General features: G+C 42.0%; 10 protein-coding genes. All 10 read right to left on the bottom strand.

What is annotated here, in order from left to right; all coding sequences use genetic code 11:
• The gene (gene fusA / locus KX723_RS02090; RefSeq protein WP_425516597.1) at window positions 1-2118 is read right to left on the bottom strand and encodes an elongation factor G; all 2118 of its coding nucleotides are present in this window, start codon (window positions 2116-2118) and stop codon (window positions 1-3) included.
• A gap of 22 nt (window positions 2119-2140) precedes the next feature.
• A complete protein-coding gene (rpsG, locus tag KX723_RS02085; RefSeq protein WP_218814449.1) occupies window positions 2141-2680 on the bottom strand; it encodes a 30S ribosomal protein S7 in 540 nt (179 codons plus the stop codon).
• A 25-nt stretch (window positions 2681-2705) separates the two neighbouring features.
• Window positions 2706-3083, bottom strand: coding sequence for a 30S ribosomal protein S12 (rpsL, locus tag KX723_RS02080; protein WP_126323079.1), 378 nt, complete (start codon window positions 3081-3083; stop codon window positions 2706-2708).
• Between the two features lie 269 nt (window positions 3084-3352).
• The gene (locus tag KX723_RS02075; protein ID WP_218814448.1) at window positions 3353-6238 is read right to left on the bottom strand and encodes a hypothetical protein; all 2886 of its coding nucleotides are present in this window, start codon (window positions 6236-6238) and stop codon (window positions 3353-3355) included.
• 226 nt (window positions 6239-6464) lie between these two features.
• Complete coding sequence (rpoC, locus tag KX723_RS02070; protein ID WP_218814933.1) at window positions 6465-10694, bottom strand: DNA-directed RNA polymerase subunit beta'; 4230 nt, start codon at window positions 10692-10694, stop codon at window positions 6465-6467.
• 194 nt (window positions 10695-10888) lie between these two features.
• Window positions 10889-15022, bottom strand: coding sequence for a DNA-directed RNA polymerase subunit beta (gene rpoB / locus KX723_RS02065; protein WP_218814932.1), 4134 nt, complete (start codon window positions 15020-15022; stop codon window positions 10889-10891).
• A 181-nt stretch (window positions 15023-15203) separates the two neighbouring features.
• Window positions 15204-15593, bottom strand: a complete 390-nt coding sequence (gene rplL, locus KX723_RS02060) for a 50S ribosomal protein L7/L12 (protein ID WP_218814447.1) — start codon at window positions 15591-15593, stop codon at window positions 15204-15206.
• A 45-nt stretch (window positions 15594-15638) separates the two neighbouring features.
• On the bottom strand, window positions 15639-16169 hold the full coding sequence (rplJ, locus tag KX723_RS02055; RefSeq protein ID WP_218814446.1) for a 50S ribosomal protein L10: 531 nt from the start codon (window positions 16167-16169) through the stop codon (window positions 15639-15641).
• A 406-nt stretch (window positions 16170-16575) separates the two neighbouring features.
• Entirely contained in the window at window positions 16576-17280 is a 705-nt protein-coding gene (gene rplA / locus KX723_RS02050) for a 50S ribosomal protein L1 (RefSeq protein WP_218814445.1), read from the bottom strand.
• A gap of 1 nt (window position 17281) precedes the next feature.
• Window positions 17282-17716, bottom strand: a complete 435-nt coding sequence (rplK, locus tag KX723_RS02045; protein ID WP_218814444.1) for a 50S ribosomal protein L11 — start codon at window positions 17714-17716, stop codon at window positions 17282-17284.
• Between the last annotated feature and the right edge of the window lie 43 nt (window positions 17717-17759).

The raw sequence follows: 17759 nt of genomic DNA, 5'->3' as shown, positions 1-17759 counted from the left end.
CTAACTATCTTTTTTACGAATAATACCGTCTGCAACATTCGCTGGTGCTTCATTATACTTAGCAAACTCCATCGTATAGGTTGCACGTCCTTTCGTAGCAGAACGTAAAGCTGTTGCATAACCAAACATTTCTGAAAGGGGCACCTCAGCATGTATTATCTTACCACCACCCGCTGGCAAATCTTCTTGGCCAAGCAAAATTCCACGTCTACGGCTTAAATCACCGTTGACATCACCCATATTCTCTTCAGGTGTAATCACTTCAACCCGCATAATGGGTTCTAGCAATACAGGACTTGCTTTACGTGCACCTTCTTTAAACGCCATCGAGCCAGCAATCTTAAATGCCATTTCATTGGAGTCTACATCGTGATAAGAACCATCAAAAAGTGTTACTTTAACATCAACAACCGGATAGCCAGCGATGACACCATTTGCTAATTGTTCTTTAATCCCTTTATCTACGGCAGGAATATATTCCTTAGGAATAACACCCCCGACAATAGCATTCTCAAACTCATAACCTTTTCCTGCTTCTAGTGGGGCTAACTTGATCCAGACATGTCCGAATTGACCACGACCACCACTTTGTCTAACAAACTTACCTTCTTGTTCAACCGCTTTACGAATCGTTTCACGGTAAGCTACCTGCGGTTTACCGACATTCGCTTCTACACTGAATTCGCGTTTCATACGGTCAACAATAATATCTAAATGAAGCTCACCCATACCTGAAATAATAGTTTGGCCGGATTCTTCATCCACACGTACACGAAAAGAAGGATCTTCTTGCGCTAATTTTCCTAGCGCGATACCCATTTTTTCTTGATCTGCTTTCGTTTTTGGCTCTACCGCAACCGAAATAACTGGCTCAGGAAACTCCATGCGTTCCAAAGTAATGATGTTATCCGTAGCGCATAAGGTATCACCGGTTGTTGCATACTTAAGCCCTATGGCAGCAGCAATATCACCCGCTCGAACCTGTTTTATTTCTTCACGGCTATTAGCATGCATTTGTACAATACGACCAATACGTTCTTTTTTGCCTTTAACCGCGTTATAAAGCGTATCACCACTGTTCACAACACCAGAATAAACCCTAAAATAAACCAGCGAGCCAACAAAAGGATCGGTCGCCACTTTAAAAGCAAGTGCAGCAAAAGGAGCCTCATCCGTCGAGGGCCTATCCGCTACGGTTTGATCTTTATCATCCAACACACCCTTAATAGGTGGCACATCATTTGGCGCAGGCAAGTATTCGATAACACCATCTAACATCGCCTGAACACCTTTATTCTTAAAGGCTGAACCACATAATACGGGAACAATCTTATTTCCCAACGTTAAGGTACGAACGGATTTCTTAAGCTCTTCAGGACTAAATTGTCCACCTTCTAGATAACGCTCGGTCATCTCTTCAGAAGCCTCTGCGGCCGACTCTACAAGATTGTCATGCCACTTTTTCGCTTCAGCCTGTAATTCAGCAGGAATATCGCGGTACTCAAAGGTCATACCCTGATTTTTCTCATCCCAATAAATTGCTTTCATCTGGATGAGGTCAGTAACACCTTCAAATTTATCTTCTGCACCAATCGGTAAGTGAATAGGCACTGGCTGTCCGCCTAAACGCGCTTTAATTTGTTCCACAACACGAAGAAAATCAGCGCCTGCTCTATCCATTTTGTTCACAAAAGCAAGACGTGGCACTTGATACTTGTTTGCCTGACGCCAAACGGTTTCAGATTGTGGCTGAACCCCACCTACCGCACAAAAAACAACACAAGCACCGTCCAACACACGTAAAGAACGTTCTACCTCAATCGTAAAATCAACGTGGCCTGGCGTATCAATGATATTAATTCGATACGGCTCAGGATATTGATTCGCCATCCCCTTCCAAAAGCAAGTGGTTGCTGCAGAGGTAATGGTGATACCACGTTCCTGTTCTTGCGCCATCCAATCCATAACGGCAGTACCTTCATGAACCTCACCTATTTTGTGTGATTCACCGGTATAAAATAAAATCCGTTCAGTTGTCGTTGTTTTTCCGGCATCGATATGGGCAATAATCCCAATATTTCGATAGCGTTCTATAGGCGTTTGTCGGTCCACTCTCAGTACCTTTTAAATATTTTTAAAATTAGCTCCACCGGAAATGTGCAAAAGCCTGATTTGCTTTTGCCATACGGTGGGTATCTTCACGTTTTTTAACAGCGATGCCTTTGTTGTCATAGGCATCTAAAATTTCGGCCGCGAGGCGCTGTGCCATCGTTTTTTCACTGCGTTGTCCTGCGGCTGTCTTAAGCCAACGCATTGCCAATGCTGTTTTGCGAGAAGGACGTACTTCGACGGGAATCTGATAAGTCGAACCACCTACTCGTCTTGCTCTTACTTCAACATTAGGCCGTATGTTATCTAAAGCCTGATCGAAAATATCGAGCAATAAACCGGGATCAATTTCTTTTTTAGCACCTTCAGCGGAGGCACCTGCTTCTTCTACCCTTTTAGACTTGTATTTTAGACGTTCATCTAACCGCTCTAACGCGCCATAAACAATCTTTTCAGCGACGGCCTTTTTTCCATTTTTCATGATGGAATTAATAAATTTACTGAGCAGTTCACTATTGAACTTGGGGTCAGCAAGTATTTCTCTTTTAGCGGCAACACGTCTTCTTGGCATAACTCTAATTCCTACCTAATTACATTTATTTATCTTTGGGCCGTTTAGCACCGTACTTCGAACGCCCTTGCTTACGGTTTGCAACGCCGGAGGTATCTAAAGCCCCACGGACTACGTGATATCGAACACCAGGTAAGTCTTTTACCCGGCCACCACGCATGAGAATCACCGAGTGCTCTTGCAGGTTATGGCCTTCACCACCGATATAGGTAGTTACTTCCATACCATTGGTCAAACGCACCCGAGCCACCTTACGTAAAGCCGAGTTTGGCTTTTTAGGTGTCACGGTATATACACGTGTACAGACCCCTCGCTTTTGCGGACATTGCGCTAAAGCAGGAACCATCGATTTTGCACGTCTTTGTACACGTGGCTTTCGGACTAACTGATTAATTGTGGCCATTCAAAATCTACTCAAAATGTGGCTTAAAATAATTAAAATGCAGCTGATGTTAAGGGCTTTTCAACATTAACTTTTAGCGCAATAAAATCCTTCTTCGTTGAACGAAGAGGGGCGGGATTGTAAAGAGACCGCTCTAAGATGTCAAGTATAGAGCTCATTTTTTCTTGTTATTTTTCACTAAAATTCAGTGCTTTTTCTTCTTCTAAGACGCCAGTCTAGAAAAAGAATTAAAGCCGCAAAAAAACGTACTTGGGCAACAGATCATGTGCTTACGAGCCCTCTGAGCTCGTCAAACAAGGGCTACTAGAGCCATGCTGAGACGGGCAATCCCCATCAGCCACCTTTGACGGAAAGAAGGCCTGAAAGCCTGAAAAAGATGCCGCACGCGTCAAATCAGACTGCCTGGGCATAGAAACAAAGGTAAACACCTCCTGCTGTGGCGATATAGACTGCTTAGAGGCCCTGCTATCTGCCTCAGGCGCCGTCGTCGTATCGAGGCCATCCTTAAGCGCCTCTTGTTCTTGCACAGGCTTAGAGGCCTGCTCTGTGGCACTTTCCGCTTTAGCTGCCTTTTTATTAAGGCTATTTAGCCAATTTTCATCTAGGAATCCCTCTTTAGCCGCCTTAGGGGCTACTAAGCTCTTAAAAAAGTGTTTAACCCTCTCAAAAAATCCCACTAAAACCCCTAGCAAGCCTGTTTTTTTGAAGAAATAGGGCTTCAATTCTTTCGCTTTACAGTCTACGACAACATGATTAACGCTAGTCACTACTTCATGGCCCTTATTTTTAGCGGGGCTCAGCGTAACCGAAATACAAGAATGCGTTTGATAATGATACCCCCCCTCTTCTAACGGCACTTCCTCAAGATCCCCATCAAGCTCCCGTTTAAATTTCTCAGTACAGGTGGTGATTTCTTCAACCTGAACGCCATCCCCTAGAGGAGAAAAATTTATTTTAAAATCTGGCTTTTTGAAAACAGTACCGCTATGAAGCCTCACGTCATTAGAGAAGTTAAACCCTAATGTACTAAATACGTGTGAAAAACCTCCTTGATGAAAAGCAAAAGGAAGTAACGCTAAATAATACTCTTTTAAATTATTATCTTGGATCTTATTAAGCAATTCCATCTCAATAAAACTCATTAAATCTTCTTCGTCCTCAAATTGCTTTCCGTTGCGTAATTCCTTAATACTTTTACCTAAAATGAAATAACTTTCACTTTCCAAGCCGCGTTGCCAATCAATCAGTATATGCGCATCACCTTTATCTTTCTTTTCTATTTTATGCTTCATGTCCTGCAGTTCTTTTTCTAAAGATTGATGATTAAAAACCTCAGTCAATCCTTTAAGCTTTGGTTTAGGCTTATTGATGCGCGATAACTCTGTTTCCATCTGAACCTGTTGCGCATCTAATTTGATATCATCTGGAAAATATAACTTTGGCCTAACTAATCCTTCAGCGCCCTTAGCGTTTTGTGAAGCCACTTGTTGATGGTGCCCTGATTCGAATAAGTTTTTATAAATCTTTAAGTAATCAGTTCTGTCAGAGTCTGTATCATCATAACGAGGAAATCTTCCATATAACTCATAAAAAATTGCTGCTGCATCATAAGCAGCCGATGCACCACCCGTACGATCCTTTCCACTCTTACAAGCCACCCAAAATGTAGCGCCTATGCAATTGCTAATAATCGCTTCCATAGCAGCCGCTAAGGATTGCCGATGACGCTTATCACCTATTCTTAAAAACCCTAAAATCCCTAAACTACCTTGCCCAGACGGAATTGATAATAAAGTTTGTAATGCATCAAACAAACGCAGCGTATTTTTATCAAACTTTGCGCTTCCTTCATCACTTAAAAGTACTCCAAGTGTATCAATTAGCGCTTGTTTTTTATCACTTGATATACTTTTCTCTTCTGCACACGCATTCAGTTTTATTAATAAATCGTCTTTTTCAGAAAGCCGTGCTGATAAATAGCGTCCTACAGCACCTAATAATAACGCGGTATTACGGTCATTATTTTTAGTTTGTTCAGGATGAACACCAAAACGACGCCATATATTGAGTGGATGATTCGTCGATAATAAAGTAATTTTACTAAAAGAATGCTCTTTATATTTCAAACTTCCATCGCGCTGCACCATCAAACCCCACTTTACTAAAAAAGTTTTGTTTGCAGGTTCAGTCGGATCACTTAGAGCGGCCTGAAAGCGTTTAACTGCTTTCTCTTTCATTTCATATATCTTTGTATCGTTATCACTAGAGTCTGAAGCATGTCGACTCTTTAACGTAGCTGCCGTTCCAGGCGACACGAGTGACTGCGTTAAAATAACAACCTCACGAATCTTCTCACCACCACTCGATTTATTAAGCTGTTGATCCAGGCTCAATCTAATCTGTGCGGCTAAATTTAAACAGGTTATGCGAAAACCCTCTTGCTCAGCATAAGCCTGCTTCAGCAAATCAATAGGAAAAGGGGTTGCATGCCGAAAATACGTTAAGGCTTCTTGATTATTAATGGAAAAATCATGCCGCGACATATTAGCAACGCCCGGAACAGAGCGCAGTGAGGAAGGTATTGATTTAGCGCAGAGATCCTTCCAATTGGCTTTAATAAAATTCTGTTGCCATAAAGCTAAGCGCTCAAACCAAAGCGGCGGTAGTAGTGCATTGTTAATTTTAATGTATTCTTGAAATGAACTTTCTTCATCAACAGTAGGTGTTTCACTCTGAACTAATGCATGGAACACAGGGGTTTTAAAGTTTCCAGATTCTTCTTTCCATAAGATATGTGATACAGGGGTTTCAAAATTTTCACGCCCTTTTTTCCAGACTGAACAACTCTCGGCGAGCAGTAGTGATTTAAACGCATCTTTTAGCGTTGTATGCTGAAGTAAAATATCGTTATATTTTCCCAGTAAGCTATCAAAGTGTTTTTTGTTTTGATTAAAAGAAGCGTCTTTATCAAGATGCTTCACATAATCTGTATAAATGGCTTCAATACTTTTCTTTATTAAATCCAATCTGACTGAAAATTTAGTGCCTGTCTTCCAGTCTTTAGCCGTCAAGTGCTCTATTAAAAGCAACATTCCTTCTTTATACGATTCCCCTCGGTGTCCCAAATTTTCAACAGCTTTTTTTTCGATTAACATAAGCACACCCGGTTTTCACCTAAATTTTCAGCATAATTATTTATTTTCCCATTAATAACATTAACAGAATATTATTAATAGAATATTAACCCCCCCTATTTTCCAGGCTTACATACATAAATATCACGGTATTTAATTAAAAAATAATAAAATTAGAAATAAAAAATGCACCTAAAAGGTGCATTTTTCTAGTTAGCTTTGTAACCGTTAAATAGGAAGCAAGAAATTACTTTGCTTCGTCTTTAGGTTCAGATAACGCCTGACTCAATGCCTGCTCTGCATCACTGGCTGTCACTTGCGGAGCCACTAATTTTTGCTTTCTTGCTAAGCTATTAGCTGCTCGCTGACGTCGTGATTCAGCATGATAGGCAAATCCTGTACCGGCTGGAATTAAACGTCCTACAATCACGTTTTCTTTCAGTCCTTTCAGATCATCACGTTTTCCTGTCACCGCAGCTTCAGTTAAAACACGTGTGGTTTCTTGGAAAGAAGCCGCTGAAATAAACGAGTCTGTCGCCAAAGAGGCTTTAGTAATCCCCAATAATACTGACTCAAAACGTGCAGGCAGCTTATCTTCGCCGATTAACTTACGGTTTTCTTCTTTGACGCGCGCCTCTTCAAGCTGCTCGCCTTTTAAGAAACGCGTTTCGCCAGAATCCAGAATGTTCACTTTACGCAGCATTTGACGAACAATAACTTCGATGTGTTTATCGTTAATCTTAACACCTTGTAGACGGTAAACTTCTTGTACTTCACTGACAATATAATTGGACAGTTTATTAATCCCTAAAAGACGTAAGATGTCATGTGGATTTAAAGGACCATCCGCCACAACTTCACCACGCTCAACATGTTCACCTTCAAAAACGGTGACATGACGCCATTTTGGAATTAATGCCTCAAAGACTTCGCCACTATTGCCGGTAATAACCAAACGGCGTTTGCCCTTGGTTTCTTTACCAAAACTAATAATTCCAGAAATCTCTGCCAAAATAGCCGGTTCTTTTGGTTTGCGTGCTTCAAAGAGATCCGCTACTCGTGGTAAACCCCCGGTAATATCTCGAGTCTTAGATGTTTCTTGCGGAATACGTGCCACGATGTCACCGACACCCACGGCCGCACCATCTTCTAAGCTCAAAATAGCGTTAATCGGCAAGAAGTAATGCGCTGGTAAGCGTGTACCCGGTAAAAACAAATCATTACCTTCTTTATCGGCCAATCGAACCATCGGTCTTAATTCTTTACCACCAGAACCCCGTTGTTTAGAGTCCATCACCACGATACTAGTTAAACCAGTCACTTCATCGGTTTGGCGATTCATGGTAATACCATCAACCAAATCAATAAATTTAATATATCCGGCTACTTCAGTCACAACGGGATGTGTATGCGGATCCCACTGTGCGATGACTTGGCCTGGCACCACTTCGGTACCATCAGAAACCTTAATACTCGCACCATAAGGTAGTTTATAGCGCTCACGTTCACGGCCTTGAGCATCTAACAGCGTTAGCTCACCGGAGCGTGAAACCGTTACAAAATGGCCATCAGCATGCTTCACTAACTTAATATTGTGTAGCTTAATTCGGCCTTTGGATTTCACTTGGATATGATTCGCTAAAGCGACCTGTGAAGCGGCACCCCCGATATGGAAGGTACGCATGGTTAACTGTGTACCTGGCTCACCGATCGACTGTGCAGCAATAACACCCACCGATTCCCCGATCACAACTAAGTGTCCACGTGCTAAGTCTCGACCATAACAAGCCGCACAAATACCATAACGTGCTTCACAAGTAATTGGAGAGCGTACATTCACTTGATCCACAGCGCGTTCTTCTAAAATGTTAACCCACTGTTCATCAAGCAAGGTACCTTTATTAACCACGATATCATCGCTACCAGGTAGGCTCACATCTTCGGCTAATACACGACCTAATACACGTTCGCGTAGTGGCACCATGATTTCGCCGCCTTCCACGTGGGGCGTAATCAGAATACCTAATTCCGCTCCACAATCGAGTTCCGTCACTACCATATCTTGTGCAACGTCCACCAACCTACGGGTTAAATACCCGGAGTTAGCGGTTTTAAGTGCTGTATCGGCAAGACCTTTACGCGCACCGTGTGTGGAAATAAAGTACTGTAATACGTCTAAACCTTCGCGGAAGTTAGCCGTAATCGGTGTTTCAATAATACTACCATCTGGCTTGGTCATTAATCCACGCATACCCGCTAACTGACGCATTTGCGCCGGTGAACCCCGCGCGCCTGAGTCTGCCATCATGTACACAGGATTAAACGATTCTTGTGCAACCATCTTGCCTTCTGCATTCATGACATCTTCGGTCGCCAATTTTTCCATCATCGCTTTTGCGACTTGGTCATTGGTACGCGACCAGATATCAACTACTTTGTTATAACGCTCACCTTGTGTTACCAAACCTGAAGAATACTGTGCTTCAATTTCTTTTACTTCAGTTTCAGCTTCGGCAATAATTGCGTCTTTACTTTCAGGAATAATTAAATCTTCAATCCCTATAGAAATACCCGCACGTGTCGCGTAGCTAAAACCGGTATACATTAACTTATCAGCAAATATCGCAGTCGCCTTCAAGCCTAAACGACGATAGCATTCGTTAATAAGGCTTAAAATAGCCTTTTTATTCAAGGTTTTATTAATTAAAGAAAACGGTAGTCCGTCTGGTAAGACTTCACGCAGTAAAGCTCTACCGACGGTACTGTCTAACAGTTTGGTTGATTCTTGTTTGTTACCTTGCTCATCAAATAGCAATTCGGTAATACGCACTTTGATTTTGGCATGCAGATCAGCATGTTCCGTATCATAAAGTTGGCGTACTGCGTTTATATCAGCACAAACTAAACCTTCACCCTTGGCATTAATTCTATCGCGCGTTAGATAATAAAGACCTAATACCACATCCTGTGTAGGAACAATAATAGGTTCACCATTAGCAGGCGATAAAATATTGTTAGTCGACATCATTAAAGCACGTGCTTCTAACTGCGCTTCGATGGTTAATGGTACGTGTACTGCCATTTGGTCACCGTCAAAGTCGGCGTTATAGGCGGTGCAAACTAAAGGATGCAACTGAATAGCCTTACCTTCAATCAAAATAGGTTCAAACGCTTGAATACCCAATCGATGCAGTGTAGGTGCTCGGTTTAATAATACGGGGTGTTCACGAATAACTTCTTCTAAAATATCCCAAACTTCGGGCGATTCGTTTTCTACCATTTTTTTAGCGGCTTTAATCGTAGACGCTAAATCATGTAATTGTAATTTGCTTAAAATAAACGGCTTAAATAACTCTAAAGCCATTTTCTTCGGTAAACCACACTGGTGTAATTTAAGTGTAGGTCCTACCACGATGACAGAACGACCAGAATAATCGACTCGTTTACCTAATAAATTCTGTCTAAACCGACCTTGTTTACCTTTAATCATATCCGCTAATGATTTTAAAGGTCGTTTATTACTACCGGTAATCGCACGTCCGCGACGACCATTATCTAATAAGGCATCAACCGACTCTTGTAACATACGCTTTTCATTACGTACGATGATGTCAGGCGCATTTAAATCAAGTAAACGTTTTAAGCGGTTATTACGGTTGATAACACGGCGATATAAATCATTTAAATCGGAGGTTGCAAAACGTCCACCATCTAAAGGCACTAAAGGACGTAAATCAGGCGGTAATACCGGTAATACGGTTAGAACCATCCACTCAGGCTTATTACCTGATTGTTCAAAGGCTTCTAAAAGCTTTAAGCGCTTCGCATATTTTTTTAATTTTGTTTCTGAATTGGTATTAGGAATTTCTTCACGTAAGCGATTAATTTCTTCGCCCATTTCTAAGGTAATAAGCAACTGTTGTATCGCTTCGGCACCCATACGCGCATCAAATTCATCGCCGTGCTCTTCGATCGCTTCTAAGTATTGTTCATCCGTTAAAAGCTGCCCTCGTTGTAACATGGTCATACCAGGCTCAATCACAACAAAGGCTTCAAAATACAACACGCGTTCTATATCGCGTAAGGTCATATCGAGCAGAAGACCAATACGTGAAGGCAAGGATTTTAAAAACCAAATATGGGCAACAGGACTAGCTAATTCAACGTGACCCATACGTTCACGACGTACTTTGGTCAATGCCACTTCAACGCCACATTTTTCACAGATGACGCCACGATGTTTTAGTCGCTTATATTTACCACATAAGCATTCATAGTCTTTGATAGGTCCAAAAATTTTCGCACAAAATAAACCATCTCTTTCAGGTTTAAAGGTACGATAATTGATAGTCTCGGGTTTTTTTACTTCCCCATAAGACCAGGTACGGATCATCTCAGGCGAAGCTAATGAAATACGAATATTATCAAATTCATCCAGATAATCTTCTTGCTTTAAAATGCCTAATAAATCAGCCATTAAAGGTTTTTCAGCGACAGTAGCCTGCACCGCTTCTGCCATGCTTGCTAAGCTTTCTTGGGGCAAAGGTTGTTTAGCTTCTTGCGCAGACACTTCTTTATCCGCCGCTATTGATTCTGTCGCAGCACTTTCAACTTCATTATTCATAGGGTCCACTTTTGGTTTAGTTGCCAAGGTTATAACTCCACATCAGATTAATCTTTGGTTTCTAATTCTGCATTAATTGCCAAGGAGCGTATTTCCTTGACTAATACGTTAAACGATTCTGGCATACCCGCTTCCATATGGTGGTCACCATCAACAATATTTTTATACATCTTCGTTCGACCAGCGACATCATCTGATTTCACCGTTAACATTTCTTGTAAAGTGTAAGCTGCACCGTAGGCCTCTAAAGCCCACACTTCCATTTCACCAAATCGCTGTCCACCAAACTGTGCTTTACCACCCAACGGCTGTTGAGTGACTAAACTATAAGAACCCGTTGATCGAGCATGCATTTTATCGTCAACTAAGTGATTTAGCTTGAGCATATACATATAACCGACCGTCACAGGACGTTCAAAACGCTGACCCGTTCTACCATCATAAAGCGCTGTTTGGCCTGATTCGGGTAGATCCGCTAAGCGTAACATGCGTTTGATTTCCGTTTCAGTCACACCATCAAAAACAGGGGTCGCCATAGGCACACCTTTACGCAAATTCTGCGCCAACTCTAGCGCTTCTTCATTCGATAAGGCATCGAGATCAACCTTTTGCGCGGTTTGCTTATTATCGTTATAGATAGAGCCCAAAAAGGTTTTGACTTCCTTCATGCTTTTCTTGCTATCTAACATGCCGCCTATCTTTAAACCTAAGCCCTTGGCTGCCCAACCCAAATGGGTCTCTAATACTTGTCCCACGTTCATACGCGATGGAACCCCTAATGGATTCAACACGATATCAACCGGCGTACCATCTTCCATATAAGGCATATCTTCGACAGGGATAATGGTTGAAATAACCCCTTTGTTACCATGTCGACCTGCCATTTTATCCCCTGGCTGGATACAACGCTTAATAGCCAAATACACCTTAACGATTTTGAGAATCCCGGGCGCTAAATCATCGCCTTGGGTTAATTTTTTACGTTTACTTTCAAACTTTTCGTCTAAGGCTAAACGAGCGGCTTCAAGTTGCTTAGCAACCGCTTCTAATTGCTGATTATCGGCTTCATCACGCAAACTAACTGAAAACCATTGATCTTTAGACAGTGTATTTAAATATTCTAGCGTTACCTTGCTACCCGATTTGAGCTTATTAGGGCCGCTACTTGCAACAGCACCCACTAATAATGTTTCTAAACGTTGGTAACTATCATTTTCTAAAATTCTAAATTCATCGTATAAGTCTTTCTTAATTTTCTCTAAAGCCGTGGCTTCGATACTTAAAGCACGTTGATCTTTTTCCAAACCATCACGTGTAAAGACTTGCACGTCTATAACCGTTCCTCGCATACCGGAAGGCACACGCAAGGAACTATCTTTTACATCGGAAGCTTTTTCACCAAAAATAGCGCGTAATAGTTTTTCTTCTGGCGTTAATTGTGTTTCACCTTTTGGTGTCACTTTTCCAACCAGAATATCGCCACCTTCAACCCAAGCACCTAAATGTACAATCCCAGACTCATCTAATTTAGAAAGCGCACTTTCACCGACATTAGGAATATCCGAAGTAATTTCTTCAGAGCCTAATTTAGTATCTCGTCCAATACAGGTCAGTTCTTCAATATGAATCGTCGTAAAACGATCTTCAGAAACAACACGCTCTGAAATTAAAATAGAATCCTCGAAGTTGTATCCATTCCAAGGCATAAACGCGACTAACAAATTGCGCCCTAATGCTAACTCACCGAGATCCGTAGAAGGACCATCCGCTAAGACATCCCCTTTCTTAATCTTGTCGCCTTTATTGACTAAAGGTCGTTGGTTAATACAGGTATTTTGATTAGAACGTGTATATTTTGTCAGGTTATAGATATCAACCCCGGCTGTACCCGCTACTGTTTCCTCATCATCTACACGTACAACGATTCGACCCGCATCAACGGAATCAATAAAGCCACTACGTTTTGCGACTACAACAACACCGGAGTCCACCGCAACTTTACGTTCCATCCCCGTTCCAACTAAAGGCTTCTCAGTACGTAAAGTAGGAACTGCCTGACGTTGCATGTTAGAGCCCATCAATGCACGGTTTGCATCGTCATGTTCTAAGAACGGAATTAAGGAAGCCGCTACGGAAACAACCTGTGACGGCGAAATATCCATATAATCGACTTTATCCGCCGTTGTCAGCATGGACTCATTGCGATGACGTGAAGGAATTAAATCATCGATTAGTTTTCCATTGCTATCCAAGCGTGTATTAGCCTGTGCAATAACATATTTACCTTCTTCAATCGCCGATAAATATTGGATTTCTTTGGTTACTTTACTGTTTTCAACTTTTCGATACGGCGTTTCAAGAAAACCATAATGGTTTGTTCGTGCGTAAACCGCCAATGAGTTAATCAAACCAATATTAGGTCCTTCCGGTGTTTCAATCGGACAGACACGACCATAATGGGTTGGATGCACGTCTCGCACTTCAAAGCCTGCACGTTCACGGGTTAAACCGCCCGGTCCAAGTGCAGAAACCCGTCGTTTATGGGTAATTTCTGAAAGTGGATTCACTTGATCCATGAACTGCGATAATTGACTGGAACCAAAAAATTCTTTTATCGCTGCAGAAATAGGTTTAGCGTTAATTAAATCTTGTGGCATTAAGTTTTCAGATTCTGCCACACTGAGGCGATCTCTAACCGCCCGTTCCACACGTACTAAGCCAACACGGAACTGGTTTTCGGCCATTTCACCCACACTACGCACACGTCGATTGCCTAAATGGTCAATATCATCGACATCGCCTTTACCATTACGAATATCAATCAAGACTTTTAAAACATCAACAATATCTTCTTTAGCTAAGGTGCCGGATCCTAAAATTTCTTCACGTCCTAAGCGCCGATTAAACTTCATTCGGCCTACGGCGGATAAATCATAACGATCAGGGACAAAAAATAAATTTTTAAATAAAGCTTCTGCCGCTTCCTTGGTTGGCGGCTCACCCGGACGCATCATACGGTAGATTTCTACCAACGCTTCTTGTTGGCTATTGCTAGGATCAATGCGCAGAGTCGTGGAAATATAAGCGCCTGAATCTAAATCATTGGTAAAGAGTGTTTCAATAGTCTTGATATCGGATTCAGCCATTTTTTTAATGGTGTCAGCGGTTAATTCCGTATTCGCTTCAAATAAAATCTCACCTGTTTCCGGATCAATCAGCGGTTTTGCTAAGGTCTTACCTAGCAAATATTCAGTCGTAAATTCTAATTGTTTTATTTTTGCTTGTTCTAACAGTCGAATTTGTCGTGCCGCAATACGGCGACCTTGTTCTATAATAACTTTACCGGCTGCATCCTTAATATCAAACGTGGCGATTTCACCGCGTAGACGCTCAGGCACTAAGTCCAAAACAACGGACTCGCCTTTAAGATGGAAGGTATTATTCGTGAAAAATAATTCGAGTATTTCTTCGGTTGTAAACCCTAAGGCACGTAATAGTATCGTTGCCGCTAATTTACGACGTCTGTCAATACGAACAAAGAGGTTATCTTTTGGATCAAATTCAAAGTCTAACCATGAACCACGGTAAGGAATAATGCGTGCCGCATAAAGCAATTTACCAGATGAGTGTGTTTTACCTTTATCATGTTCGAAAAATACACCGGGAGAGCGATGTAATTGCGAAACAACCACACGGTCAGTTCCATTAATAACAAAACTACCGGTATCCGTCATCAAGGGTAATTCACCCATGTAGACTTCTTGTTCTTTAATATTTTTAATTCGGTTGGTGCCTGGCGCTGCTTCTTTATCAAAAATAATCAAGCGCATTTTGACACGCAAAGGAGCACCATAGGTTAGACCGCGTGCTTGACATTCTTTAACATCAAAAGGCGGTTGCCCTATTCGGTAGCTGATATATTCTAAGGTCGCTTCACCACCTGAATAAGAAGAAATAGGAAACACGGATTTAAAAGCCGCATTCAACCCAAACTCTGCTAAAGCGTCCGATGGGGTATCTGTTTGTAAAAAACGATGGTAAGACTCGATCTGGGTCGCTAAAAGATAAGGCGCCTCCATAATCGTGGCTTGTTTACCAAAATTTTTCCGAATACGTTTTTTTTCTGTGAATGAATAAGGCTTAGCCATTGACTCAGTTGCTTGGGATGTCCGAATTACCATCAAAGTTCACCTAGTTTAGAGAACAGAATTACAATTACATTGAAAAAAGTACTAACATAAGAATGCTCAAGCATAAACTTGAGCATCTTATCGGTTTAATAAATACCAGCTACTGCCCTGTCATAAAGACAGAGCAGTCACTTTTATTAAATAAACCCAATCTATTTAAAACGCGTTGACTTTATTTCAGTTCAACTTTAGCGCCAGCTTCTTCAAGCTGTTTTTTAAGCGTTTCTGCATCGGCTTTAGAAAGCCCTTCTTTAACAACCGGTTGTGCTGATTCAACGAGGTCTTTAGCTTCTTTTAAACCTAAAGCGGTTGCTGTACGTACTACTTTAATAACGTTAATTTTATTAGCGCCAACGTCTGTCAAAATTACGTTAAATTCAGTTTTTTCTTCCGCAGCAGCAGCTGCTCCGCCCGCACTAGGAGCCGCTACAGCAACAGTCGCTGCGGCAGCAGAAACACCAAACTTCTCTTCCATGCTCTTAATTAAATCAACAATATCCATTACGCTCATATTTGCAATCGCGTTTAATACATCTTCTTTCGAATTAACGGCCGTACTCATAATCTTCACTCCAAAAAATAAAATATTTCTTCTATAACCTTTTAATTACCCTGCCGCTTGACGCTGATCGCGTACTGCAGCAACGGTACGTACAAATTTGGCATGTGGTTCAGCCAAGGTACGAACCAGCTTGGTAATAGGCGCTTTCATAACTGCCATTAAGGTGGCAATCGCTTCATCACGTGTCGGTAAACTAGCCAGCTTATCAATATCATTCGCAGGAAGCAGTTGGCCATCAAACGCTAATGCTTTGACTAGCAATTTTTGGTTCTGCTTTGCAAATGTTTTAATAAGTCGCGCTGCTGCACCAGGTTCTTGTTGAGAAAACGCTAAGAGCAAGGGACCGACTAAGGTGTCCTGAAGACACGCAAAGTCTGTTCCTTCCAAAGCACGTCGTGCCAGTGTATTGCGTACAACACGCAAATAAACACCGGAGCTACGCGCTTGTACTCGCAATTGACTCAACTCTCCCACGCTCAATCCGCGATATTCAGCAGTGACTGCTGATAACGCGTTTTTTGCAACTTCTCCGACTTCCGCGACAATGGCCTGTTTATCTTCAAGTCTTAGTGTCACGTTCTAGTTTCTCCTCATTCTGAATGGCGCTAAGCCGGGTTTTAGAGTGGCGCGCACGCGTCGTCTATCATCCGCTTTAGCGTTACCTCAGCAATTTAATTAAGGTGGCCGTATACGGTTCACCGTCTGCGTAGGAAATATTAAGCATTGATAAAAAACCTAGATTGCCACGCCCGCCACCTTCTTTTAAAGGTGACGGGCTCGCAATGACGGACTTTTTTATCATCACACCTACGGTCTTCGACAGTTAGTAGGGTTTTTACCTACCTTCTGCGAATGTGTTAGACCTAAAATGCAGCGTTTCGTGCTTTGTTTGCCGCATTTAAGAGGTCAATGTTCTGCCCTTACAGGGGGTAACCCTTCTATACCAAATAGAGGAGTTAGTCAAGCGCCAACCACTCAAATCCTAGGCTGTTTCGGTAACCGACGAAAGGTTAACTAACAATCCAGGGCCCATGGTGGTAGACAAATGTAATCGTCTTAAAAAGATACCCTTAGCTGTACTTGGCTTTGCTTTTTTAACGGCAGACAGTAAAGCATCTAAATTTTGCTGTAGCTGCTGTGCTTCAAAGTTAATTTTACCAATTGTACAGTGCACAATTCCGCCTTTATCGGCACGGTATTGCACCTGACCTGACTTTGCATTCGTTACTGCAGTGGTCACGTCCGTTGTCACGGTACCTAGCTTAGGGTTAGGCATTAAGCCTCTAGGGCCTAATATTTGACCTAATTGTCCTACAAAGCGCATTGCATCGGGTGTAGCAATCAACACGTCAAAATCTAAATTACCGACCTTAATTGACTCGGCGAGGTCTTCAAAACCAACGATATCAGCACCGGCTGCTTTTGCCGCATCTGCATTAGCTGCTTGAGCGAAAACAGCAACACGTGTAGTCTTACCAATCCCGTGCGGTAATACAACAGCGCCACGAACCGCTTGGTCCGATTTGCGCGGGTCTACACCTAGATTAATACTAACATCTACACTTTCATTAAACTTAACCGTAGAGACTTCTTTGAGTAAAGCAATCGCCTCTAAAACAGAATACGTTTTATTAAGAGGAAGCTTTTCTTTGATCAGCTTGAGGCGTTTAGTCAGTTTAGTCGTCATTTTATATTCCCCCTTCCACTTCAACGCCCATGTTGCGCGCGGTACCTGCGATGGTACGAACCGCTGCATCCAAATCGGTTGCTGTTAAATCAGGCATTTTAATCGTCGCAATCTCTTCCAATTGCTTACGTGTAATTTTACCGACTTTGTCTTTATTCGGCGTACTACTACCCTTGCTAATACCTACTGCTTTAAGCACTAGATAAGAGGCGGGTGGGGTTTTTATAACAAAGGTGAAGCTACGATCACTGTAAACAGTGATAATAACGGGCATAGGCATACCTTTTTCATCTTTTTGCGTGCGTGCGTTGAACGCCTTGCAAAACTCCATAATATTCACCCCTTGTTGACCCAATGCAGGACCAATAGGCGGTGCAGGATTAGCTTCGCCAGCCTTAACCTGTAGCTTTACATAGGCTTGAATTTTTTTTGCCATTTTTTATCTCCGGGTAGTTAGCGCTTATCGAAATAAGCTCCCC

The sequence above is a fragment of the Rickettsiella endosymbiont of Dermanyssus gallinae genome, from assembly GCF_019285595.1.
Classification (GTDB): domain Bacteria; phylum Pseudomonadota; class Gammaproteobacteria; order Diplorickettsiales; family Diplorickettsiaceae; genus Rickettsiella_B.
Note: the sequence above shows the minus strand (reverse complement) of the source record. Positions and strands in the feature narration are given on the sequence as shown.

What these genes read in the sequence shown, in the direction of transcription:
- rplK (WP_218814444.1), bottom strand. Translation starts at nt 17,716, where the DNA reads ATGGCAAAAAAAATTCAAGCCTATGTAAAGCTACAGGTTAAGGCTGGC.
- rpsL (WP_126323079.1), bottom strand. Translation starts at nt 3,083, where the DNA reads ATGGCCACAATTAATCAGTTAGTCCGAAAGCCACGTGTACAAAGACGT.
- rplL (WP_218814447.1), bottom strand. Translation starts at nt 15,593, where the DNA reads ATGAGTACGGCCGTTAATTCGAAAGAAGATGTATTAAACGCGATTGCA.
- rpoB (WP_218814932.1), bottom strand. Translation starts at nt 15,022, where the DNA reads ATGGTAATTCGGACATCCCAAGCAACTGAGTCAATGGCTAAGCCTTAT.
- rpsG (WP_218814449.1), bottom strand. Translation starts at nt 2,680, where the DNA reads ATGCCAAGAAGACGTGTTGCCGCTAAAAGAGAAATACTTGCTGACCCC.
- rplA (WP_218814445.1), bottom strand. Translation starts at nt 17,280, where the DNA reads ATGACGACTAAACTGACTAAACGCCTCAAGCTGATCAAAGAAAAGCTT.
- KX723_RS02075 (WP_218814448.1), bottom strand. Translation starts at nt 6,238, where the DNA reads ATGTTAATCGAAAAAAAAGCTGTTGAAAATTTGGGACACCGAGGGGAA.
- rpoC (WP_218814933.1), bottom strand. Translation starts at nt 10,694, where the DNA reads ATGGCTGATTTATTAGGCATTTTAAAGCAAGAAGATTATCTGGATGAA.